General features: G+C 63.2%; 18 protein-coding genes and 5 tRNA genes. 14 read left to right on the forward strand and 9 right to left on the reverse strand.

The genetic code is table 11. The annotated features are described in order from the left end of the window. Window positions 1-33 precede the first annotated feature (33 nt). The 5 genes from C8J36_RS04795 to C8J36_RS04815 all read left to right on the forward strand — a co-directional run bounded on the left by C8J36_RS04795 (window position 34) and on the right by C8J36_RS04815 (window position 7,663). A tRNA-Leu gene (locus C8J36_RS04795) sits at window positions 34-118 on the forward strand. A 109-nt stretch (window positions 119-227) separates the two neighbouring features. After that, on the forward strand, window positions 228-725 hold the full coding sequence (gene gpt, locus C8J36_RS04800) for a xanthine phosphoribosyltransferase (RefSeq protein ID WP_062596443.1): 498 nt from the start codon (window positions 228-230) through the stop codon (window positions 723-725). A 624-nt stretch (window positions 726-1,349) separates the two neighbouring features. Beyond that, on the forward strand, window positions 1,350-5,174 hold the full coding sequence (locus tag C8J36_RS04805) for a vitamin B12-dependent ribonucleotide reductase (protein WP_132533135.1): 3,825 nt from the start codon (window positions 1,350-1,352) through the stop codon (window positions 5,172-5,174). A gap of 147 nt (window positions 5,175-5,321) precedes the next feature. Further along, window positions 5,322-5,645: a hypothetical protein gene (locus C8J36_RS04810; RefSeq protein ID WP_132533137.1), complete on the forward strand. Its 324-nt coding sequence runs from the start codon at window positions 5,322-5,324 to the stop codon at window positions 5,643-5,645. 197 nt (window positions 5,646-5,842) lie between these two features. Beyond that, a complete protein-coding gene (locus C8J36_RS04815; RefSeq protein WP_132533139.1) occupies window positions 5,843-7,663 on the forward strand; it encodes a methyl-accepting chemotaxis protein in 1,821 nt (606 codons plus the stop codon). Between the two features lie 28 nt (window positions 7,664-7,691). On the opposite strand, the gene C8J36_RS04820 is transcribed toward C8J36_RS04815, so the two are convergent. Then, on the reverse strand, window positions 7,692-8,555 hold the full coding sequence (locus C8J36_RS04820; RefSeq protein ID WP_132533141.1) for a DMT family transporter: 864 nt from the start codon (window positions 8,553-8,555) through the stop codon (window positions 7,692-7,694). Between the two features lie 147 nt (window positions 8,556-8,702). On the opposite strand from C8J36_RS04820, the gene C8J36_RS04825 reads away from it, so the two are divergent. Further along, the gene (locus tag C8J36_RS04825) at window positions 8,703-10,088 is read left to right on the forward strand and encodes a PLP-dependent aminotransferase family protein (protein ID WP_132533893.1); all 1,386 of its coding nucleotides are present in this window, start codon (window positions 8,703-8,705) and stop codon (window positions 10,086-10,088) included. Window positions 10,089-10,115: 27 nt separating this feature from the next. On the opposite strand, the gene C8J36_RS04830 is transcribed toward C8J36_RS04825, so the two are convergent. Continuing rightward, window positions 10,116-11,210 carry a hypothetical protein gene (locus C8J36_RS04830; protein WP_132533143.1) on the reverse strand — a complete coding sequence of 365 codons (1,095 nt, stop codon included), beginning with the start codon at window positions 11,208-11,210 and terminating at the stop codon, window positions 10,116-10,118. A gap of 248 nt (window positions 11,211-11,458) precedes the next feature. Here C8J36_RS04830 and C8J36_RS04835 point away from each other — a divergent pair, with 248 nt between their 5' ends. Together C8J36_RS04835 and C8J36_RS04840 are read left to right on the forward strand one after the other, a co-directional pair. Then, window positions 11,459-12,919, forward strand: a complete 1,461-nt coding sequence (locus C8J36_RS04835) for an HWE histidine kinase domain-containing protein (RefSeq protein WP_165914959.1) — start codon at window positions 11,459-11,461, stop codon at window positions 12,917-12,919. Continuing rightward, window positions 12,919-13,308, forward strand: a complete 390-nt coding sequence (locus tag C8J36_RS04840; RefSeq protein WP_132533147.1) for a response regulator — start codon at window positions 12,919-12,921, stop codon at window positions 13,306-13,308. Before C8J36_RS04835 ends, C8J36_RS04840 begins: the two co-directional genes overlap by 1 nt. Window positions 13,309-13,404: 96 nt before the next feature. Here the strand turns inward: C8J36_RS04840 and C8J36_RS04845 are convergent. Continuing rightward, a tRNA-Pro gene (locus C8J36_RS04845) sits at window positions 13,405-13,481 on the reverse strand. Window positions 13,482-13,681: 200 nt separating this feature from the next. On the opposite strand from C8J36_RS04845, the gene C8J36_RS04850 reads away from it, so the two are divergent. Next, window positions 13,682-13,987: an ETC complex I subunit gene (locus tag C8J36_RS04850; RefSeq protein WP_062596449.1), complete on the forward strand. Its 306-nt coding sequence runs from the start codon at window positions 13,682-13,684 to the stop codon at window positions 13,985-13,987. A gap of 45 nt (window positions 13,988-14,032) precedes the next feature. Continuing rightward, window positions 14,033-14,109, forward strand: a tRNA-Arg gene (locus tag C8J36_RS04855). Window positions 14,110-14,222: 113 nt separating this feature from the next. Here the strand turns inward: C8J36_RS04855 and C8J36_RS04860 are convergent. Continuing rightward, window positions 14,223-14,711 (reverse strand): DUF192 domain-containing protein, encoded by a 489-nt coding sequence (locus C8J36_RS04860; RefSeq protein WP_132533149.1) that lies wholly within the window; start codon window positions 14,709-14,711, stop codon window positions 14,223-14,225. 10 nt (window positions 14,712-14,721) lie between these two features. Continuing rightward, window positions 14,722-15,300 (reverse strand): cold-shock protein, encoded by a 579-nt coding sequence (locus C8J36_RS04865; protein WP_062596450.1) that lies wholly within the window; start codon window positions 15,298-15,300, stop codon window positions 14,722-14,724. A gap of 196 nt (window positions 15,301-15,496) precedes the next feature. Here C8J36_RS04865 and C8J36_RS04870 point away from each other — a divergent pair, with 196 nt between their 5' ends. From C8J36_RS04870 to C8J36_RS04885, 4 genes are all read left to right on the forward strand, one after another. After that, window positions 15,497-15,937 carry a VOC family protein gene (locus C8J36_RS04870; RefSeq protein WP_062596451.1) on the forward strand — a complete coding sequence of 147 codons (441 nt, stop codon included), beginning with the start codon at window positions 15,497-15,499 and terminating at the stop codon, window positions 15,935-15,937. A 313-nt stretch (window positions 15,938-16,250) separates the two neighbouring features. Further along, window positions 16,251-17,339, forward strand: a complete 1,089-nt coding sequence (locus tag C8J36_RS04875; protein ID WP_245506462.1) for a D-Ala-D-Ala carboxypeptidase family metallohydrolase — start codon at window positions 16,251-16,253, stop codon at window positions 17,337-17,339. 134 nt (window positions 17,340-17,473) lie between these two features. Then, a tRNA-Glu gene (locus C8J36_RS04880) sits at window positions 17,474-17,548 on the forward strand. Between the two features lie 175 nt (window positions 17,549-17,723). Beyond that, a tRNA-Glu gene (locus C8J36_RS04885) sits at window positions 17,724-17,798 on the forward strand. A 115-nt stretch (window positions 17,799-17,913) separates the two neighbouring features. Here C8J36_RS04885 and recJ read toward each other — a convergent pair. The 4 genes from recJ to C8J36_RS04905 all read right to left on the reverse strand — a co-directional run bounded on the left by recJ (window position 17,914) and on the right by C8J36_RS04905 (window position 23,072). Beyond that, complete coding sequence (recJ, locus tag C8J36_RS04890) at window positions 17,914-19,716, reverse strand: single-stranded-DNA-specific exonuclease RecJ (RefSeq protein WP_132533153.1); 1,803 nt, start codon at window positions 19,714-19,716, stop codon at window positions 17,914-17,916. 63 nt (window positions 19,717-19,779) lie between these two features. Next, a complete protein-coding gene (locus C8J36_RS04895; protein WP_132533155.1) occupies window positions 19,780-21,105 on the reverse strand; it encodes a homoserine dehydrogenase in 1,326 nt (441 codons plus the stop codon). A gap of 87 nt (window positions 21,106-21,192) precedes the next feature. Continuing rightward, window positions 21,193-22,410, reverse strand: a complete 1,218-nt coding sequence (locus tag C8J36_RS04900) for an LL-diaminopimelate aminotransferase (protein WP_062596454.1) — start codon at window positions 22,408-22,410, stop codon at window positions 21,193-21,195. A gap of 311 nt (window positions 22,411-22,721) precedes the next feature. Continuing rightward, window positions 22,722-23,072: an SHOCT domain-containing protein gene (locus C8J36_RS04905; RefSeq protein ID WP_244481269.1), complete on the reverse strand. Its 351-nt coding sequence runs from the start codon at window positions 23,070-23,072 to the stop codon at window positions 22,722-22,724. Between the last annotated feature and the right edge of the window lie 30 nt (window positions 23,073-23,102).

Consider the following 23,102-nt stretch of genomic DNA (forward strand, 5'->3'; position numbering starts at 1 on the left):
AATCTTCTTGGTATCGGAAAGACTGTAGCCACTGCGGACGTGGCGAAACTGGTAGACGCAAGAGACTTAAAATCTCTCGAGGAGACTCGTACGGGTTCGACCCCCGTCGTCCGCACCAGACACGACGCGCACCCCTTGTCTTGCGCGGCTTGAAAATGGTCGGGCTTTGTCGCAAAACCGCTCCTCCGTCAGACACGACATCTGCAAAGATATGCTTGGAGCCCGCCATGTCCCTTCCCGAAAAAGCCTTTCCCGTCTCCTGGGATCAGTTTCACCGCGATGCGCGTGCGCTTGCCTGGCGTCTGGCGGATCAGGGAATGGAGTGGAAAGCGATCGTCTGCATCACCCGCGGCGGTCTCGTTCCCGCTGCGATCATCTCGCGGGAATTGAACATCCGCATGATCGAGACGGTCTGCGTCGCGTCCTATCACGATTATGACTCGCAGGGGCAGATGCAGGTGATCAAGTCCATTTCGGAGGAGATCCGCGCGGACGGCGGCGAGCGCGTCCTCATCGTCGACGACCTGACCGATACCGGCAAGACCGCTGCCATCGTGCGGGCCATGCTGCCGAAAGCGCATTTTGCCGCGGTCTACGCAAAGCCGAAAGGGCGTCCGCAGGTCGATACCTTCGTGACCGAAGTCAGCCAGGATACGTGGATCTATTTTCCCTGGGACATGGGTTTCTCCTATCAGGAGCCGATCGCCAAGGGATCGCGCGGATAGGCTTTGCGACAGGGACGGGTGGCAACAGGGCGTGACCCGTCCGGTCCCCCCCCCCCCGGAAGACTGCACCGTCATGTCCGAGACATCCGACATGACAGAAGATTGCGTGCGATCCCGGATCTCCCCAAGTTTTTGTCCACAAGTTTTAACGGAACGAACAGCCGTTTCGATAAGTGCGAACTGCAAGTGACTGATTTCTTTACGTCCCGAATTTTCTTCGGGTTTCCACAAGATATAGTCGCCAGTGGAGGATGAGACGCAAGTCCTTGACGACGGCATCGGACTCGCGGTTAATCATTTTCGAAGCTGGCATGACGCCAGACGACGGCCCCGGCGGCGGCTTGCCCCGTCCTGCGCCATCATTCCAAATCTGCTGGAGATCCTGCCTTGCGGCGGGAACGCGTGTTGAAAATGACGCATCGAAAAAATATCACGCTCGCAGCACCAATGATCAAATTGATCAAAATCCCTACATCTTGTAGGTAGACGATAAAAGAACACTATATAAAGGACGCCATGATGGGTGTCCGCAGAAACGGATCACCGGCTGGCGATGTCGCTTCCCGGAGGGATATTTGCGTGCCTGAGAAGCGCATGCCTCGGACAGAATAAGGATTGGGACAGATGCAGATCGAACGTCGCTTTACCAAGGCCGGCCAATCGGCCTACGCAGACATCGCGTTCCGCAAGGCGGTGAGCGAAATTAAGAACCCGGATGGCTCTATCGTCTTCCGGCTTGCCGATATCGATGTGCCTGCCCAGTTCAGCCAGGTGGCCGCCGACATTCTGGCTCAGAAATATTTCCGCAAGGCCGGCGTGCCCGCGCGCCTGAAAAAGGTCGAGGAAAACGCCGTTCCGTCATGGCTGTGGCGCTCCGTTGCCGACGAGGCCGCGTTGAAGGACCTTCCGAAGGACGAGCATTACGGTTCCGAAACCGATGCGCGCCAGGTCTTCGATCGCCTTGCCGGCACCTGGACCTATTGGGGCTGGAAGGGCAACTACTTCGCCTCCGAAGACGATGCCCTCGCCTTCCGCGACGAGCTCGCCTACATGCTGGCGACGCAGCGCGTGGCGCCGAACTCGCCGCAATGGTTCAACACCGGCCTGCATTGGGCCTATGGAATCGACGGTCCCGGCCAGGGCCATTTCTATGTCGATCCCTTCACCGGCAAGCTGGTCAAGTCGAAGTCGTCCTACGAACACCCGCAGCCGCATGCCTGCTTCATCCAGTCGGTCGGTGACGATCTCGTCAACGAAGGCGGGATCATGGACCTGTGGGTGCGCGAAGCGCGCCTCTTCAAGTATGGTTCCGGCACGGGCTCGAACTTCTCCTACCTGCGCGGCGAAGGCGAAAAACTCTCGGGCGGCGGCAAGTCCTCCGGCCTGATGAGCTTTCTGAAGATCGGCGACCGCGCCGCCGGCGCGATCAAGTCGGGCGGCACGACGCGCCGCGCCGCCAAGATGGTGGTCGTCGATATCGACCATCCCGATATCGAGGATTACATCAACTGGAAGGTGAAGGAAGAGCAGAAGGTCGCCGCCCTCGTCACCGGCTCGAAAATCGTCGCCCAGCACCTCAAGGCCATCATGAAGGCCTGCGTGAACTGCGACGGTCCGGATGGCGCCTGCTACGACCCGAACGAGAACCCGGCCCTGAAGCGCGAGATCAAGGCTGCCAAGAAGGACCAGGTTTCGGAAAACTACATCCAGCGCGTCATCCAGTTCGCCCGCCAGGGCTACAAGGATATCGACTTCAAGACCTATGACACGGACTGGGATTCGGAAGCCTATCTCACGGTCTCCGGCCAGAATTCCAACAACTCCGTCTCGCTGCGCGACGACTTCCTGCGCGCCGTCGAGGCCGACGGCGACTGGAACCTGACCGCCCGCAAGGACGGCCGCGTCATGAAGACGCTGAAGGCGCGCGATCTGTGGGAAAGCATTTCCTACGCCGCCTGGGCATCGGCCGATCCGGGCCTGCACTTCAACACGACCATGAACGACTGGCACACCTGCCCGGCCGCCGGCTCCATCCGCGCGTCCAACCCGTGCTCGGAATACATGTTCCTCGACGACACCGCCTGCAACCTGGCGTCGCTGAACCTTCTGCAGTTCAAGGACCAGACCACGAAGAACATCGACATCGCCGATTACGAACACGCCGTCCGGCTCTGGACGATCGTGCTCGAAATCTCGGTGATGATGGCGCAGTTCCCGTCGAAGGAAATCGCCGAGCGCTCCTACGAATACCGCACGCTCGGGCTCGGCTATGCCAATATCGGCGGTCTGCTGATGTCATCCGGCATTCCCTATGACAGCAAGGAAGGCCGTGCGATCGCCGGTGCCCTGACAGCCGTCATGACGGGCGTTTCCTATGCGACCTCGGCCGAAATCGCCGCCAAGCTTGGCCCCTTCCCCGGCTTCAAGCCGAACCGCGACAACATGCTGCGCGTCATTCGCAACCATGCCCGCGCTGCCCGCGGCGAAGCGAACGGCTATGAAGGCCTGTCGGTTGCTCCCGTGCCGCTGGTCCATGCCGAATGCCCGGACCAGACGCTGGTCACGCATGCCGTCGCCGCCTGGGAAAAGGCCCTGTCGCTCGGCGAACAGCATGGCTATCGCAATGCCCAGGTGTCCGTCATCGCGCCGACAGGCACGATCGGTCTCGTCATGGATTGCGACACCACCGGCATCGAGCCCGATTTCGCTCTCGTGAAGTTCAAGAAGCTCGCCGGCGGCGGCTACTTCAAGATCATCAACCGCGCCGTTCCCGAAGCCCTGCGCACGCTCGGCTATTCGGAAAGCCAGATCGCCGAGATCGAGGCCTATGCCGTCGGTCACGGCAACATCAACCAGGCGCCTGCCGTCAACCCGGGCTCGCTGCGGGCCAAGGGCTTCACCGACGACAAGATCGAGGCCATCAACGGCGCCACCAAGGCTGCCTTCGACATCAAGTTCGTCTTCAACCAGTGGACGCTCGGCGTCGACTTCCTGAAGGACACGCTGAAGGTCAGCGACGAGCAGCTCGCCGACATGAGCTTCAACCTGCTGGAGCATATCGGATTCTCCCGCAAGGAAATCGAAGCGGCCAACGTGCATGTCTGCGGTGCGATGACGCTGGAAGGCGCCCCCTTCCTGAAGGCCGAGCACCTGCCGGTGTTCGACTGCGCCAATCCCTGCGGCAAGATCGGCAAGCGCTATCTCTCGGTCGATAGCCATATCCGCATGATGGCAGCCGCTCAGCCATTCATCTCCGGCGCAATCTCCAAGACGATCAACATGCCGAACGAGGCGACCGTCGAGGACTGCAAGAACGCCTATATGCTCTCCTGGAAGCTCGCGCTGAAGGCAAACGCCCTCTACCGCGACGGCTCCAAGCTCTCGCAGCCGCTGAACGCCTCGCTGATCGAGGACGAAGAGGACGAGGATGCTCTGGAGACGCTGATCCAGCAGCCGGCAGCCGCACAAGCGGTTTCGGTCACGGAGAAGATCATCGAGCGTGTGATCGAGCGGATCACCCGCGAGCGCGAAAAGCTGCCGAACCGCCGCCAGGGCTATACCCAGAAGGCGATCGTCGGCGGACACAAGGTCTATCTGCGCACCGGCGAATTCGGTGACGGCCGGATCGGCGAGATCTTCATCGACATGCACAAGGAAGGCGCCGCCTTCCGCGCGATGATGAACAATTTCGCCATCGCCATCTCGCTCGGCCTGCAGTACGGCGTGCCGCTCGAGGAATATGTCGAGGCCTTTACCTTCACGAAGTTCGAACCCGCCGGCATGGTGCAGGGCAACGACGCGATCAAGAATGCCACGTCGATCCTCGACTACGTGTTCCGTGAACTCGCCGTCTCCTATCTCGGCCGCCACGACCTGGCCCATGTCGATACGTCCGACTTCGGCAATACGGCACTCGGCAAGGGCATTCAGGAAGGCAAGACCAACCTGCTTTCCACAGGCTGGACCCGCGGCCACAAGCCGACCCTCGTCTCCGGCACGACGACCGGCTCCGGCATCGATCGCGCGTCCGGCGAGCCGAAGGGATCGGCGACGTCGGCCCCTGCCCGCGGCACCTCCCCGAGCGGCACCGTCACCCCGTTTGCGGGCTCCGCCGCCCGCAAGCTGGAACCGGCAACGTCGATCTCGATCTCCGAAGTCGTCGCTTTCAAGCGCGACTACGAGGAACGGGCCGTCGAAGTCATCGAAGATGTCACCACCGAAATCGCGGAACCACCCCGCGACGTCACGGCCCTCTTCTCCGACAAGGCCGCAGCCGAAGCCGCTGCCGCGAAATCCGACGCCAAGAAGCTGGAAACCGAACGCCGCATGCGCTCGATCGCCCAGGGCTACACGGGCAACATGTGCTCGGAATGCCAGAACTTCACGATGGTCCGGAACGGCACCTGCGAAAAGTGCGACACCTGCGGCGCCACCAGCGGCTGCAGCTGATCGGAAAGGGAATGACCTGAACAGGCATTCCTGCCAAACCTTAAAAACAACAAGCCCGTCGATTTTATCGGCGGGCTTTTCGTTGTGTCCGCTTCGCTTGGGAACCGGTCATTCCCCCCGGACGTTGCGGTTAAAATGGAGCGGATCATGACCGAGACCCATCCTCGCACGCCGGACGGTCGGTACTTTGTCGTTCGCGGGCGTCTGTGGCGGACGAGTAATCCGGGTCTGCCGGAAGACGAGCGTGTGCGTTTGGTTTCCGAACTGATGTCGGCCCGGCGCGCCGTTCGCGAGGCGCGCGGAAATCCTGATCGTATGGCGCTCGCTCGGGTGCAAGTCGATGCGGCCAAGATCGCGCTTGGGGAACGCGGGCCAGCCTGGTGGACGGATGGGGCTCCCGACTACAATCGCCGCCTTGCCAAGAATACGCCCTATGCGGCGTGGCACGCTGCTCTCATGGCGGAAGCCTGATCAGCGACGGCGTTGCAACCGTGGCTATCCCACCCTGTCCCGATCAGACCATCTCCGCTTTGCAGGAAACGCCCTACCCTAAAATTGGGATGGAATCGGCGTCAAATTTACGAGTTCTTAGCCGACGCAGCGCATGGATGCTGATGAGCATGGTAAGCGTCGGATCACTTACGCGCATGCGCGACCTGGAGGGTCTCATGCCAAGTTTGACGATTTCGCGCCTGCTCGCCGTTTTCGGTGTGGTCGTCACCGGCGGCCTTGTCGCATCCATCGGTCTCCAGACCATGGCCTTGCAGACGCTGAAGGTCGGGGGCCCGGTCTATGCCGAGATCGCCAACGGAAAGGATGTCATCGCCGATATCCTGCCGCCGCCGCTCTATACGCTGGAAGCGTATATGCTGGCGAACGAGACGATGGCGCATCCGGACCGTGCGAAGGCCAATCTCGAGAAGATGCGGACGCTCCGGCGCGACTTCGACGGGCGCAAGGCCTTCTGGGCTTCAGCCGATCTCAATCCGGCGCTTTCTGCGGGGCTGGCCGACCAGGTCATTGCGAGCGGCGAGGCCTTCTGGGCCGTTGCGACGGCCTTCGAGGAGGCAAAGGCCAAGGGCGAGGCCGCCGACCTGCAGCCCGTCATGGACGCCTTCTATCGGCACGATGCGAAGGTTCGGGATTTCGCGTCTCTGGCCAGTGCGACGCTTGAGGCGTCGGTCGCGGATGCGGACTTCACCGGCACGGAATACACGATGATCGGCGCGTTCAGCAGCGGTGCGTCCGTCCTGCTGTTTCTGGCAGGGCTCTGGTTCGTCCGCCGTCGGGCGATCAAGCCGCTCGTCGAGATCGGCAATGCGATGAACGTCCTGTCGGCGGGCAATTATGCAGCGGAGATTCCCTTCGCCACGCGTACGGATGAGATCGGCGCGATGTCCCGCGCCCTCACCGTATTTCAGGCCGGTGCGCGGGAACGCCAGCAGATGCGCGAGATGGCGGAACGCGACCGCTCCTTGTCCGACGCCCAGCGTGTCGAGCAGCAGCGCAACCGCGAGCGCGAAGCCGACGAACTGCGCATGGTCGTGGAAACGCTCGGCGCCGGGCTCGGGCGCCTCGCGGAATGCAATATCCGCAAGCCGCTCGAACATCCCTTTGCCGAACGGTTCGAGCCGCTACGGCTCGATTTCAACCAGTCGCTGGCGACCTTCCAGCTGACCCTGGAGCAGGTTCTCGGCAAGACGTCCGACCTGTCGGGCAATGCGAGCGAGATGCACCAGGCCGCAGACGAACTCTCCAAGCGCACCGAGCAGCAGGCCGCGGCCCTCGAGCAGACATCGGCCGCCCTCGAAGAGGTGACCGCCACCGTCAAATCCTCAGCCGACCGAGCTGCGGAAACGCGCAGCCTCGTCGGTGCGGCCAACCGCAGTGCGACATCGTCCGGCCAGGTGGTGCGCGACGCGGTCGAGGCCATGCGGCGGATCGATACCTCGTCGCAGCAGATCGGCCAGATCATTCACGTGATCGACGAGATCGCCTTCCAGACGAACCTGCTTGCGCTCAATGCCGGGGTCGAGGCAGCGCGTGCAGGAGAGGCCGGGCGGGGCTTTGCCGTCGTGGCGCAGGAGGTTCGCGAACTCGCCCAGCGCTCCGCTGCCGCGGCCAAGGATATCAACGCGCTGATACGCACATCTTCGAGCGACGTCTCGGATGGCGTCCGTCTCGTCGATCAGGCCGGCCGCACGCTCGCGGAAATCGCGCAGTACGTGAGCGATATCGACGCCAAGGTGGAGGCGATCACGACGGCGTCGAAGGAGCAATCCGTCGGGCTTCTGGAGATCAGCACGGCCGTCAATGCGATCGACCAGATGACGCAGAAGAACGCGGCAATGGTGGAGGAAACCACGGCCATCAGCAGCAGCCTCGCCTCCGACGCCACCGCGCTGTCGGCCATCGTCAATCGCTTCCAGCTCAATCCCGGCCAATCCGATGCGACGTCCGTACCGGTCGCACGGCACCGGGCCGCATAGGCCCGACCAATGCGCCCCTGCGTCATCGTCAGCGCCCGAAGCGGCGGGCGCCGACGACGCAGAGGATGACGCAGACGGTGATGCCGAGCATGCCCGTCGTGACCGGCTCGTGCAGGACCGTTGCCGCGAGCGCCAGCGCGAAGAAGGGCTGGAGCAATTGCAGCTGTCCGACGGCGGCGATGCCGCCTTGCGAGAGGCCGCGATACCAGAAGATGAAGCCGATGAGCATGCTGAAGAGCGAGACATAGGCCAGGCCGAAAAGTGCGGGCGGCTCGATGTCGGCAAAGCTGGCCGGCATGGTGAAAAGGGCGATACCGAGCATCGGCGGCAGCGAGAGCACCAGGGCCCAGGAAATCACCTGCCATCCGCCGAGGGTTCGCGACAGCTTCCCGCCCTCGGCATAACCGAGACCGCAGACGACGATCGCCAGCAGCATCAGCAGATCGCCCAAGGGTGATGCGCGGAGGCCCTGCGCGAGAGCGTAACCGGCCACAAGCGCGCTTCCGAGCAGAGAGAAGATCCAGAAAGCCGGTTTCGGCCGCTCGCCGCCGCGGACGACGCCGAAGAAGGCCGTCGCCAGCGGCAGGAGCCCGATGAAGACGATCGAATGGGCCGAGGTGACGTGCTGGAGCGCGAACGCCGTCAGCAGCGGAAAGCCGACGACGACACCGAGTGCGACGATCGACAGGGAGACCGTCTCACGCGGGGTGGGCCATTTCTGGCGCAGCAGCAACAGAAGGGCAAGCGCCAGCAGTCCAGCGATCGTCGCCCGCGCAACCGTGAGGAACACCGGGTCGAACTGCATCACCGCGATGCGCGTCGCGGGGAGCGATCCGCTGAAGATCACCACCCCGATCATTCCGTTCACCCACCCGGCCGTTGACCGATCCATCATGCACTCCTTCGACATGTGGCCGTTATTGACCCGCAGATGCCGGAGTGCCAGAAACGGTTACCGACAGTTCTCCCAAACTGTTATGGTTATTAACCGATACGGATCGAGAGTGTGGCGCGCGCACCGAACGCAACGACACTGGTGATGGAGACGATCCGGCAGCGGATCGCGGGTCGCGCGCTGCTGCCGGGCGCAAAGCTGCCGTCGATCCGCAAGCTCGCTGCGACGCTCAAGGTCTCCACATCCACGGTGGTGGAAGCCTATGACCGGCTGGTCGGAGAGGGTACGATCCTCCCGCGCCCGGGGTCCGGTTTCTATGTGACGCATCAGGCGGGCGGGGCCGCCATTCCGTTCTCGGTCGCCGATGCCGGGCCGAAGCGCGACCGTGCGGTCGATCCCTTCTGGGTCTCCCGCCAGTCGCTGGAGGCGGATGCCGGCGACGCAAAGCCCGGATGCGGCTGGCTGCCACCGGACTGGCTACCGGAAGAGAGCATAAGGCGAACGCTGAGGACCCTCTCGCGTGCCCAGAACCCGATCCTCGCCGAATACGGCTCGCCCCTCGGCCTCACGCCCCTTCGCCAGCTCATCGGCCGGCGCATGGCCGAGCGCGGTATCGAGGCCTCTCCCGACCAGATTCTGCTGATGGAGTCAGGAACGCAGGCGATCGACATCCTCTGCCGCCTGCTGCTGGAGCCTGGCGATACCGTGCTGGTGGACGATCCCTGCTATTTCAATTTCCATGCTTTGTTGCGCGCACACCGCGCCCGCATCGTCGGTGTCCCCTATACCCCGTCGGGCCCGGATACCGATGCGTTTGCAAAAGCGGTCGCCGATCACCGGCCGCGGCTCTACATCACCAATTCCGCGATCCACAATCCGACCGGCGCCGTGCTTTCGCCGGTCTCGGCGCATCGGGTTCTGAAAATCGCCGAAGCCAACGACGTCATCATCATCGAGGACGATATCTTCGCCGATCTCGAACACAGCCCTGCCCCGCGACTGGCGGCCTTCGACGGGCTCGACCGGGTGATCCACATCGGCAGCTTCTCGAAAACCCTCTCCGCCTCCGGCCGCTGCGGCTTCATCGCCGCAAGGGCGGAATGGATCGACAGCCTGACCGATCTGAAGATCGCGACGACCTTCGGCGGCGGCCGGCTGACCGCCGAACTCGTCTATGGCGTCCTCAGCGACGGGACCTATCGCAAGCATCTGGAAGCGCTGCGGCAAAGGCTGTCGAAGACGATGCAGACCGTCTCTACCCGGCTTCGAAACCTCGGCGTCACGCCCTGGCTCGATCCGCAGGCCGGCATGTTCCTCTGGTGCAGGCTGCCCGATGAGATCGATGCGACCGAGGTGGCCCGGACGGCGCTCCGCCAGGGGCTTGTGCTCGCCCCGGGCAACGCCTTCAGTCTCTCCCAGACGGCGACCGGCTTCATGCGCTTCAACGTTTCGCAGATGCAGGAGCCGCAGGTCTTCGACCTGCTGCGCGATATCCTTGCCGCGCAACGCGGACAGAAAGACGGTGCGTGAGGGATTGAGGGCGGCGCTCGTCCCGCGTTACTTCCAGCTCATGTAATCGCTGGCCGTGCAGCCGAACGGAGCACGCTGGTCGCCGAACCGCTTCTTCAGCTGGTCGCAACCCCATCGGTTCACCGGCCCCGGCATCATATTGTTGATGTCCATGCCCGGCGACTGGAACTGCGTGTCGGAAGCCAGCACATACCAGAACCAGAAGCCGATCAAACCGACGACAATCAAAAGCGGCACGCCGAGGGCAATCTGCAGCCGGCGCCAGATCGACACCGTCTTGCGCGGGGCATCGACCAGCATGGGGCGATGCTCTTGCGCCTCGTCCGCCTGCCGGAATGGCAACAGCGCCTGCGCACGCTCCGCATCGGTGAGCTCGATCCGCATCAGGCGGTCATCGAGCAGGACCGGCAGCGCCGTCTTCCCATGCCGGACGGCGAGCGCGACGGCTTTGCCACCCTTGTCGCCGACGATCAAAGGCTCTTCGCCGTTCCGCATCTTCGTGTAGCCGGAGCGCTTGGTCCGGTCGTTGGCACTGGTGTCGTTATAGGCGACGGAGAGGACATCGCGTTTGCGATCGAACGCCGTGACTTCGACGGGCACCGGCACCAGCATTGCGGGATGCCGGAGCTGGCGGCGCACACGCCAGATCCGGAGACCCAGGAAGATCATGCCGACACCGAGGCCGCCCAGAGCAAGGGTGAGCAGAGAGAGCGTGATGATCCTGTTCCAGAGCTTGTCGAGACCGAGACTCATGGTCGCGAGTTCCGGACGATCACCGGAAATGACGAGGCCAGTCTCGTAATCGCCGACATGAAAATCGACGAACATGATCTCCACATCCGTCGCGTAGTCCCGTCCGCCATAGCTGTAGACGAGACGGGCTTCGCAGTCGGTGAAGAAACCTTTGCGCGTGGTGCAGCGACCGTTCTGGAGGTCGCCATCCTCGATGAGGACGGGATTCTGGCTGATGGTGAAATCCCGCACGACCCCCGGCCCTTCCCAGACGAGCAGGAAGATCGCCAGCGCCAGAATGATCGGCGTCGACCAGTAATAGGGCCGCGGCGTGGAAATGACGTCGGGCGCCAGCTGCAGCGGCCGGCGGGGAAGCAGGAGCTCAGGCAAATCGAGGACCTTTCCGATGGACGCTTCCAGGCTCCACGTTCGGGCGCACAGGGCACCGTACAAAGCACCACACGCGGAGGTTGGAAGCGTTGAGGTTCGTTCAGAGAGGCTTATGGCGTGATTCGGCCGGCGCGGTCTCCCTTGACGGAACGAAACATATGACTGGAAGCTCAAGCCATCTGGCCCTACATCGACGGTTGCCAGCCCGCGCCGTCAGCGACCGGCATTTGCCGACACGAGGTCCCGTTATGTTTCCTGCCAATCCCGACTGCGGGAAACTTTTCGCCGAGATGGACTGGTCGTCGACACCGCTCGGGCAGCGCGAAGACTGGAGCGTCGAGCTGAAGACACTCACCAGCGTCATGCTCGGGTCGCTGCAACCGATGCTCATCGTCTGGGGACCGAAGCAGACGACTCTCTACAATGACGGCTATGCCGCCATGTGCGGGCAGCGCCACCCCGCCGCCTTCGGCGGGTCGTTTCACGCGCTGTGGCACGATATCTGGGATGCCGTGGAGCCGATCATCACCGATGCCTATCAGGGCCGGGGAACATCGATGGACGACATCGAATTCACCATGCACAGAAACGGCTACCCGGAAGAAACGCATTTCGCCTTTTCCTACACGCCCGTGCGCGACCCGTGGGGCACGGTGCTCGGCATGTTCTGCGCCTGTACCGAAATCACCTCGCAGGTCATGGTTCGTCGCGCGGAGCGGACGCAACGCGAGCGCTTCCGGCAGGTGTTCGAGCTCAGCCCCGGCGGCATCGCCATGCTGGTGGGCCCGGACCACGTCTTCGACTATGCCAACGAGGAATACGATGCGATGATCGGCGTCGGCCGCGACATCATCGGCAAGACGGTGGCGGAGGCCGTGAGCGAGGTCGTTCGCCAAGGCTTCATCGACATTCTCGACGGCGTCTACCGGACGGGTGAGAGCTTCATCGCGCGTGGCCTGCCGATCCAGCTCAACCGGGGCCCCGATGGCGAGATGCAGCGCCGGCTCATCGACCTCGTCTATCAGGCGATGCGGCACGAAGATGGCACGATTTCCGGCATCCTCGTCCAGGCCCGCGACGTGACCGAGCTTCGGGCCGAAGAGGCAAGCCGCGAGCTTCTGTCTCACGAGCTGGGGCACAGGCTGAAGAACCAGCTCGCCATGGTCCAGGCGATCGCTTCCCAGACCCTGCGCAACGCGCCCGACATCGCGTCGGCGCGCCAGCGGCTTTCGGAACGCCTCGCCGTGCTGAGTGCTGCCCACGATACGATTCTCGAAGGCGGGCGCGGCACCTCGACCGTCCGCCAGCTCGTCCAGCAGATGACGGATCTCCACGACGATCCGGTCGCGCCGCGCTTCGTCACGTCCGGCCCGAACCTCAAGATCGGCTCCCGCCCGTCCCTGTCCCTCTCGCTCATCCTGCACGAGCTGGCCACGAACGCGGTCAAGCACGGGGCCCTCTCAGTGCCGGGCGGAAGCGTCGAATTGCACTGGCGGGTCGTTCTGCCGGGTGCCGATCGGTTCGAGATGATCTGGGCGGAACGAGGCGGGCCTGTGGTCGCGGAACCGCGCATGCGAGGCTCGGGATCGCGACTGATCTCGGCGGGCTTGAACGGCACCAACGACGGCCATGTCGAGATGACCTTTTTGCCCGAAGGCCTGCGTTGCGTCGTGACGGCGGACCTCGAGAGCTTCCAGAAAGAGCATTGATGGCCGAGCAAACGCGCCAGGCGCCCGTCCTCGTCGTCGAGGATGATGGCCTGATCCGGATGGATCTGGCCGATATCCTCGCCGACATGGGCCTTTCCACCGTCGAGGCCGCAAATGCGGATCAGGCGCTGAAGGTGATGGACACGCTTCCGGCCATCTCTGCGCTGATGACCGATATCGACATGCCCGGCTCCATGAACGGCATCGCACTCGCCCACCGGACAGCGCTTCGCAGCCCCACCTGCCCTCTGCTGATCATCTCCGGCCGCTACAATCCGGCAGACGGAACCCTGCCGGACGGTGCAGTCTTCCTGTCCAAGCCAATTTCCGAGTCGGCGCTGCGCCGGGCGTTGGTAGAGATGGGGCTGATCGGGGCGGTGGATTGGTAGAGAGGCGTCGAAGACGACCGGCTCGCAATGCATCCACAGGGAAACATGCGTCCTGCGGCGTGAAACCTGAAATCGAAATGATTTCCAAGGGTTCGATGGTCGGAGTGGAGAGATTCGAACTCCCGACCCTCTGGTCCCAAACCAGATGCGCTACCAGGCTGCGCTACACTCCGTGCCAATAGGTGGGGCAATACACGCTCCATAGCGGTGTCGCAAGGGAGAAAGCCGCATGGTCATTGTTTATTGTGCAATGCTGCCAAGGACGGAAAAATGCGGCGCGCTTGCATCAAGGTCATTCCGTTTTCGGCATTTGTGCGTTATGCCACTGAAAAGCCGGCAGAGCCGGCCCTTTGTCATGCTTGGAGTCTGAGGAATGTCCGCCAAGATTTACCGTCCCGCCAAGACCGCGATGCAGTCTGGCAAGGCCAAGACCAATCTTTGGGTGCTCGAATTCGATCAGGAAACGCCGCGCACGATCGATCCGATGATGGGCTATACGAGTTCGGTCGATACGCGCCAGCAGGTCAAGCTGACCTTCGAAAGCGCAGAGGCGGCCGTCGCCTATGCCGAACGCAACGGCATCGAGTATCGTGTCATCGCACCGAAGGACCCAACCCGGAAGAACGTCTCCTACAGCGACAACTTCCGCTACAGCCGCATGCAGCCCTGGACGCATTGACACGGGACACACCTAAATTACCCGCGCCGCACACGCAGCGCCAACGGCCCCTTAGCTCAGCTGGATAGAGCACCTGCCTTCTAAGCAGGTTGTCGCAGGTTCGAGCCCTGCAGGGGTCGCCAGACTTTCCACCTGCGTTTGCACGCATCGCGCCGCTGAGCGGCGAGCACGTTAAAATTTCATCACATCAGGGGTGCGTGGGCCGGCCCTCAGTCGGGCTTGGCTGTCGGACTTGTCAGTCGGGCTTGGCGGCGGGCAGCGTTGCCGGCAGGTTTACCTGCGCTCCGGGCGTGATCGCCAGTTCTTTCGCCGTGCCGGCGTTGAGTTCGACGACGTAGGCGACGGGCACGCGAGAATCGATGATGGCTTCGGATTGGGGGACGGCGTTCTGGTGGACGGTTTCGACCTTGCCGCTTTTCGACAGAAAGAGCATGTCGAGCGGCAGGAACGTGTTCTTCATCCACATCATCACGGGACGCGTCTGAGCGAAATCGAACAGCATGCCGTGATCGGCCGCCATCTCGCGTCGATACATCAGGCCCTGTGCACGCTGGTCGCTGTTGACGGCCAGCTCCACTGTGAAGGCGTGTGTTTTGCCATCGAGCGTCCTGATGGTGAGCGGCGCCTTTTCGAAGGCGACGTCTGCCGCCCGCGCTGGAAGGGCGGCACCGAGGATGGCGGCGGCAACGAGGACGCTGCGCGCAGCCCGACGCAGGCTCAGCATCGCTCGACCATCAATGTGCGCGGCCTGTGGGTGCGGGCACGTCGGGGTGGATTTCCGCGGCCATCAGGCCCTTGTCGCCATCGCCGAAGCGCACGAGGACGGTCTGGCCGGGGCGGAGCTCCGTCAGGCCGAAGCGGCGCAGGGTTTCCATGTGGATGAAAATGTCTTCCGTGCCGTCGCCGCGCGTCAGGAAGCCGAAGCCCTTGGTGCGGTTGAACCATTTGACGAGCACGCGCTCGAGCCCACTGGTCGGCGTCACCTGGACATGCGTCTTCACCGGAGGCAGCTGCGACGGGTGAATGGCCGTGGACTGGTCCATCGAGAGGATACGGAACGCTTGGTAGCCGCGATCGCGCTTCTGGATCAGCGCGACGATGCGGGCGCCTTCGAGGACCGTCTGGTAGCCGTCGCGGCGCAGGCAGGTCACGTGCAGCAGAACATCCTGCATGCCATTATCGGGAATAATGAAGCCGAAGCCCTTGGCGACGTCGAACCACTTGATGACACCGGTGATCTCGACCAGATCGAGTGCGTCCCCGCCAAAATCCTCTTCTGGTGCGACATCTTTCGCCGAAATCCTGTCCACCATAATCTGCCAGCCCCTCGAATACGCATCACGATTGCTGCGGTTAACTGATTCTTGAGCATCAGATTAACATCGTCCCGCTGCCTTTGGGCAAGTCCCTGGGACGAAATTTGCCGCTATCGGTAAGCTACGGCTCCAGCCTTGTGTCTGGCTGTCGCAGCGCTAGATAGGAGGCTCAACAACAGGAGAGAGGGCTATCATGCGTTATCTGCACACCATGGTTCGGGTTAAGGACCTTGATCAGGCACTGCATTTTTACGGCACACTGTTCGGACTGCAAGAGGTGCGCCGGACGGAAAATGAAAAGGGGCGTTTCACGCTCGTCTTCCTGGCCGCGCCGGGTGACATCGACCATGCGCAGGCCCGCCTTTCGCCCTGTCTGGAACTGACCTACAACTGGGATACCGAGGACTATACGGGCGGACGCAATTTCGGGCATCTTGCCTACGAGGTCGACGATATCTACGCCCTCTGCCAGAAGCTGATGGATTCCGGTGTCACGATCAACCGCCCGCCCCGCGACGGCAACATGGCTTTCGTGCGCTCGCCGGACGGGATTTCCATCGAAATCCTGCAGAAGGGGGCAGCGCTCGCACCGCAAGAGCCCTGGTCGTCCATGGAGAATACCGGCGCCTGGTAACGGCGCGCCCAGACATCATCGAGAAGCGAGACCCTGCGGCCGTCGTCAGCGGCGGGTGCAGGGTAATTGCGCAAGCTCCACGCAACGGGGCTGGCGCATAGATTTCCCACAAAGATCGGCCCAGGCAAGTGTCGCCGGGAATCGGCCATGATGGCGCGGCCCTGCCCCTTGCCGTCGATCGGGAGATACAGCGTTGCGATACGGCCCCTCGTCCAAACCTCTTTTCGTCAGCGTGGCGTCCGCTGTTCTCGCCGCCGGCCTTCTGGCAGGCTGCGTCACGGGCAAGCCTGTCGCAGATCAACTCGTTGAGGGCGTGACGCCGCCCGAAATCGGTGAAACGGATGTTCCCGTCGTCGCCTCGGGACCGGCGTCCGAATCTGTGCCCCCCACTCAAGTCGCAGGCGCATCCGCTGCACAGCAACCCGAATCTCAGGCGCAGGCCGCCGCCGCGGAGCCGGGCGCGATCGTCATGCAGGGCACAGGCCTGCAGGCGACGTCGAGCAGCATTTTCTCGGTCGGAGGTGCAGGCGGCGCAGCGGCAGGCACTTCGCCAATATCGGGCGGGGGATCTTCGCCGGCGAGCCTTTTCCGTGCCGCTCCTCAAAATCAAAGCACGCCGTTGCCTCTGGCCGAGCAGACGCTGCCGCTCCAGTCCTCGGATGCGGGCTACCCGGCTCAAGGCAAGATCGCACCTGCGGCTGCGGGCGAGAGGCCGGCCGAAGTGGCCCTGGCAAGCCTGAAGCCTTCAGCGACGCCGCAGCCCGCAGGCAACCCGGAAACAACTGCATCGCTGATCGGGCTCTTTGGACCGGCGCGGGCAGCCGCTGCTGCAGTCGCGCCCGGCGACAAAGGCAAGCCGGCTAACAAAACGGCTCTCTCCGCAACGGCAGGGATGGCTCCGCAGCAGGCAGCAGCCCTCAGCTACACCGCCCTGCCCGGCATTCGGGCGCGCTCCATGTTCGCGACCGTTGACGACACGGCCGAAAATCATGACGATGCCAGCCCCAATGTCCAGATGGCCTCGCTGTCCGGGCTCGCACGCCTGGCACCGAGCGGGCTTCTTCTCGAGACGGAGACCGTGGAGACCGGCTGCTTCCAGCCGAAATTGCTCAACATCCTGAAGTCGGTGGAACGGCATTTCGGCAAGAAAGTGCTCGTCACGTCGGGGCGGCGCAGCCTCAGCCACAATATCAAAGTCGGTGGACGACCGCAGTCGCGGCACCTGACCTGCGAAGCCGCCGACATACAGGTGGCAGGCGTCAGCAAGTGGGACGTCGCCACCTTCCTGCGCGGCACGGAAGGACGCGGCGGTGTCGGCACCTATTGCCACACGCAGTCGGTTCATATCGACATCGGACCGCAGCGCGACTGGAACTGGGCGTGTGGGCCAAGAGATGCATAACTCTATGATTTGACGCCATTTTCTTTCCTCCGCGTCCACACCCTCCACAGGTTTGAAATTTTTGCGACAAAATGACATTTGCTGCTTGCGGTCCTGAAAACCGCTGACTATAAGACGGCCACCGCAAAGCGACTGCGCCCTTCGTCTATCGGTTAGGACACCAGATTTTCATTCTGGGAAGAGGGGTTCGACTCCCCTAGGGCGTACCACTTTGCGGTCAAACCCTCCCCGACATTGTCTGATATCTGGCTTTAGCGTTTCGGCGCATCGCCTTGATGCGGCTCCAAAAACGGGCTTGTGAAAGCCGCGTTTTTTCCTGGCCTTCAAGCGTTTTTCCCCTTGCCTCCGGCTCATCCTCAGCCTATAAGCCGGCCACCAGCGAATGCGCCCTTCGTCTATCGGTTAGGACACCAGATTTTCATTCTGGGAAGAGGGGTTCGACTCCCCTAGGGCGTACCACCTGGCTCCTCCCCCATTTGTGTTTCGTTCACATCCGGCCGTTCGCGGTCGCATCCGCCGTTTGCCGGGTGTTGAGACCTCCCTCCACCCGTCGTCGTCTGCCAGCACCGGCGCTCTATAAAGCGCGGGCGGCGTCGATGATTCTGAGCTGTACCCGGCGCGTGCCCTGCCAGATATCGGCTGAGAGGCTGCCCGCAAGGTGGACGGTCATGCCGCGTGCGGCAAGAAGAAAGTCGCCGAGAGGCGTCTGGAAGGCGCGGAAGGCGATCGCGTCCAGGCGCGCGCCGTCCTGCCCCTCGACGGTCACCTTCACATGGTCCGTTCCGATCTGCCGGACGTCGCGCACCCGATGCGCGGGAATGGCGAAGATCGGCTGCGGATGACCGGAGCCGTAGGGGCCCGCCTGCTCCAGCCGATCGATCAGGTCGACCGTGGCGCCGGAGGCTGCCAGTGCGCCGTCGATCTTGACGGTTTCGGCCGCCACGAGATCGTGCACGGTGCGGGCTGCGCGGTCCTCGAGAAAATGCCGCAGGCGCCCGAGATTGGCGCGCTCGACCGTCAGGCCCGCCGCCATGGCATGGCCGCCACCCTTGACCAGAAGTCCCTCCTCGACAGCCGCACGAACGACCTTGCCGATGTCGAAGCCGGCGATGGAGCGACCGGAGCCAGTTCCGCGTCCGTTGAGATCGAAGGAGATGGCAAAGGCGGGGCGACGAAAACTTTCCTTCAGGCGGGCTGCGAGAAGGCCGACGATTCCGGGGTGCCAGTTCTCGCGCGCCGTGACGATGACGGAGGCGCCGTCGCCATTGCCATATTCGGCCAGGGCCTCGGCCTGCGCCTCCATCAGCATCACCTGCTCGATCGCCTGACGCTCGCGGTTCAGTTCATCCAGCCGGGCGGCGATGGCGTCGGCCTCGTTGGCATCATCCAGCGTCAAGAGCCGGCTGCCGAGCGCGGCATCGCCGATGCGGCCGCCGGCATTGATGCGGGGTCCGACGAGAAATCCGAAGTGATAGGGCGTGACGGGCCCGCTGAGGCCGGCCTTGCGGAAGAGCGCGGCCAGCCCGGGGTTCTTCATGTGGCGGGCGGCGATCAATCCCTTGACGACATAGGCCCGGTTCAGCCCCTTCAAGGGCACGACGTCGCAGACCGTCGCGAGCGCGACGATGTCGAGATGGGAGAGAAGATCGAAGCTCCCGGCCCGCAGATCCCCGCGCTCGCGCAGCACACGCAGCAGGTTGACGAGCACCAGCATGACGACACCGGCCGCACAGAGATGGCCCTGCCCCGACAGATCGTCCTCGCGGTTGGGATTGACCAGCGCGACGGCCGGCGGCAGTTCGCCGGAGACCTGATGGTGGTCGATGACGACGACGTCCACGCCGCGCTCCTGCGCCCGCCGCAGCGACTCATGGCTGGTGGAGCCGCAATCGACGGTGACGATCAGGCCGGCGCCATTGTCGATCAGCTTGTCGATGGCGGACGGGTTCGGGCCGTAGCCTTCAAAAATCCGGTCGGGAATGTAAATCTCCGCCGTCACGTCGAAATGGGTGAGCAGACGATAGAGGATGGCGGACGATGCGGCGCCGTCGACGTCGTAGTCACCGAAGATGGCGACACGTTCCCGACGGGCGATCGCATCGGCGATCCGGATTGCCGCCTTGCGGCAGTCGGTCAGCGTGTCGGGGTCCGGCATCAGGCTGCGGATGGTCGGATCGAGGAAGGCAATCGCATCTTCCTGCTGGACTCCCCGTCCGGCCAGCACGCGCGCGATGAGATCGGGAAGGCCGTGGACCTGGCTGATCGCCAAGGCGCGGTTCTGGCCTGCCTGATCCAGGCGCGACACCCAGCGCTGGCCCGTGATCGACGTCTCGACACCCAGAAACGCGCGCGGAACCGGATCCGGAAGCTCGCTCATGAGCCGCCGTTTCCATGGGACCATGGACGGCCTTCCGACACTGCGGGCAAGACGGCGCCGATGTCAGTAATCCTTCGGACGCTCGATGCGGATGACCTGCGGTTCGCCGACGAGGTAGCCCTCGCCCTTGATCGTGGCGACGGCATCGCGCACCGAGTGCTCGGCCGTCGCATGCGTGACGAGAATGATCGTCTGGGGCTTGCCCGTTTCCTGCGTATGCTTGGAATGCTGCATGATCGATTCCAGCGAGATGCCGTTTTCCGCCATGCAGGATGCGATGCTGGCAAACACGCCGGCACGGTCGATCACCTTCAGCCGGATGAAATAGCCGCCCTCATGGCTCTGGATCTGCGCGCGTGTATAGGGAATCAGCGCATCGACCGGTCGGCCGAACGCCGGCACATGCTGCGCGCCGGGGCGGCTCTTGGCGATGTCGGCGATATCGCCGAGCACCGCGGACGCCGTCGCATTGCCGCCTGCCCCGGGGCCGACCATCAGAAGTTCGCCGAGAATATCGGACTCGATCGCCACCGCATTGGTGACGCCGTCGACCTGCGCGATGACGGAATCGAACGGCACCATGGTCGGGTGCACGCGCTGCTCGATGCCGCCGCTGCTGGTGCGCTGGGCAACGCCGAGCAACTTGATTCGATAGCCGAGATCGGCTGCCGCCTGGATGTCTTCGATCGAGATATTGGTGATGCCTTCGAGATAGATATCGTCCGCCGCAATGGCGGTGCCGAAGGCGAGGCTCGTGAGGATCGACAGCTTGTGGGCCGTGTCGTTGCCCTCGATGTCGAAGGCCGGGTCCGCCTCGGCATAGCCGAGCCGCTGGGCTTCCTTCAGGCAGGCCTCGAAGCTCAGGCCCTCCTTCTCCATCTTCGTCAGGATGTAGTTGCAGGTGCCGTTCATGATGCCGTAGACGCGGGCGATCGTATTGCCGGTCATCGATTCGCGCAGCGCCTTGATGACCGGAATGCCGCCCGCCACCGCCGCCTCGTAATTCAGAAGAGCGCCATTCCTCTCGGCGATGCCGGCAAGCTCGATGCCGTGGGCTGCCAGCAGCGCCTTGTTGGCGGTGACGACGTGGATGCCGCGTGCAAGGGCTGCCTTGACTGCAGAATAGGCCGGTTCGCCTGCGCCGCCCATCAATTCGACGAAGACGTCCATTTCCGCTTCGGCAGCAAGGGTGCCCGCATCTGCAAACCAGAGATCGTCGGCAAGCGTGATGCCGCGGTCCTTGGTGCGGTCACGGGCGGTGACGGCCACGACCTCGATCGGCCGACCGCAGGTTGTCGCAAGCGATTCGCGGCGTTCGGTGAGGATGCGGACCAGAGAGGCGCCCACGGTGCCCAAGCCCGCAATGCCGATTCTCAGCGCGTCTGCCATACTCATGATCCTTGCTGTCTCAAAAATGTCCCGCCGACGCTGCGGCGGGAAGATGTTGTCTTCAGGTGTCAGGCTCGCCGGATACGCCTAGCGGCGAGCGTTGAGCGAGATCACGTTGTGCAGCGTGTCGTCCGCGGTGGACAGGAACTTCTTCAGGTTCCGCGCCGCCTGGCGAATGCGATGCTCGTTTTCGACAAGGGCGATGCGGACATAATCATCGCCCTGCTCGCCGAAACCGATGCCGGGGGCGACCGCAATGTCGGCCTTTTCGACCAGCAGCTTGGAAAACTCGAGCGAGCCGAGGTGCCGGAATTTCTCCGGGATCTTGGCCCAGGCGAACATCGTCGCTTCCGGCGGCGGGACCTCGAAGCCGGCCTTGCCAAAACTTTCGACCAGCACGTCGCGCCGGCGCTTGTAGACCGCGCGAACTTCGGCGATGTCGGAGCCGTCACCGTTCAAAGCATGCGTCGCCGCCACCTGGATCGGTGTGAACGCGCCATAGTCGAGATAGGATTTCACGCGCGTCAGCGCCGAGATCAGGCGCTCGTTGCCGACCGCAAAGCCGATGCGCCAGCCGGGCATGGAGAAGGTCTTCGACATGGAGGTGAATTCGACGGTGCAGTCCATCGCGCCGGGCACTTCGAGAACCGAAGGCGGCGGCGTGTCGCCGAAGTAGATCTCGGAATAGGCGAGGTCCGAGAGGATGACGATGTCGTTGCGTTTGGCGAAGGCAACGACTTCCTTGTAGAAATCGAGCGTCGCCACATGCGCCGTCGGGTTCGACGGATAGTTGATGATGAGCGCGATGGGCTTGGGGATCGAGTGCTTGATCGCCCGCTCGAGCGGCGGGAAGAACGTGTCGTCCGGCTCCACCGAGATGGAGCGAATGACGCCGCCGGTCATCAGAAAGCCGAAGGCATGGATCGGATAGGTGGGATTCGGGCAGAGCACGACGTCGCCGGGCGCCGTGATGGCCTGGGCCATGTTGGCGAAGCCCTCCTTGGAGCCGAGCGTCGCGACGACCTGCGTGTCGGGATTGAGCTTCACGCCGAAACGGCGTGCGTAATAGGCAGCCTGTGCCCGGCGCAGGCCGGGAATGCCCTTGGACGAGGAATAGCGGTGGGTGCGGGGATCGCGCACGACTTCGCAGAGTTTGTCGACGATGGCCTGGGGCGTCGGAAGATCGGGATTGCCCATGCCGAGGTCGATAATGTCGGCGCCACCCGCTCGCGCGCTTGCCTTCAGGCGATTGACCTGTTCGAAGACGTAGGGTGGCAGACGCCGGACTTTATGAAACTCTTCCATCTCTCTGACCTTGTCCAGAACGCCTGCATCCGGCCGGATGCGCGTGAGGGCGTTCTCTTGATGTAATTTGAACAGCGCATCGGCAAAATGATGGCGCGTTCTCCTGCAGCATGCCCGTCGCAGCCTTTCCGAAGCTGGCCTTCGCGAGGGCGAACCGGAAACGTCACGACATCGAGAGATCTGCAAACGTCGCGGCCTCGTTCTACGGCCTGCAACGGTGCAGCGCGACCGGAAACGCCTTCCGGAAAAGGCTTGATCCACCCCTGGGTCGACGGTCTGGCTTTGCGTCCAATTGCCTCGAAAGGCAAGCCTTAATTGCGAATCTCGGCGAGCGTGTCGGCGCCGTGATGCTCTGCCAGCGCGTTGAGTTCGGCCAGGCGGCGGCGGTATTCGGCTTCGGAGATGGCGCCCGAGGCACGGCGCGCCGACAGCGCGCTCAGCCGTGACGAGACGCTTGCCGCCTCTTCGTTGGTCATCTGCGGTGCTGCCGCCGAGAGCTTGCCCTCGATGTTCGGATAAACGTCCTTCGGCACGGGGCGCGCCATCGTGGACGTATAGGCCGGTGTGCTGTCGGCCTGAGGGGTCGTGCAGCCGACGGCAGCGGCGCAAACAGCGCCGATCGCTGCAGCGCGCAGCATCGAATATCCCGACAGCAATTTCATGTTATCCCTCTAAAGCCCAGATCGTCCGGC

This window comes from Rhizobium sp. PP-F2F-G48, assembly GCF_004342335.1.
Taxonomy (GTDB): Bacteria; Pseudomonadota; Alphaproteobacteria; order Rhizobiales; family Rhizobiaceae; genus Ferranicluibacter.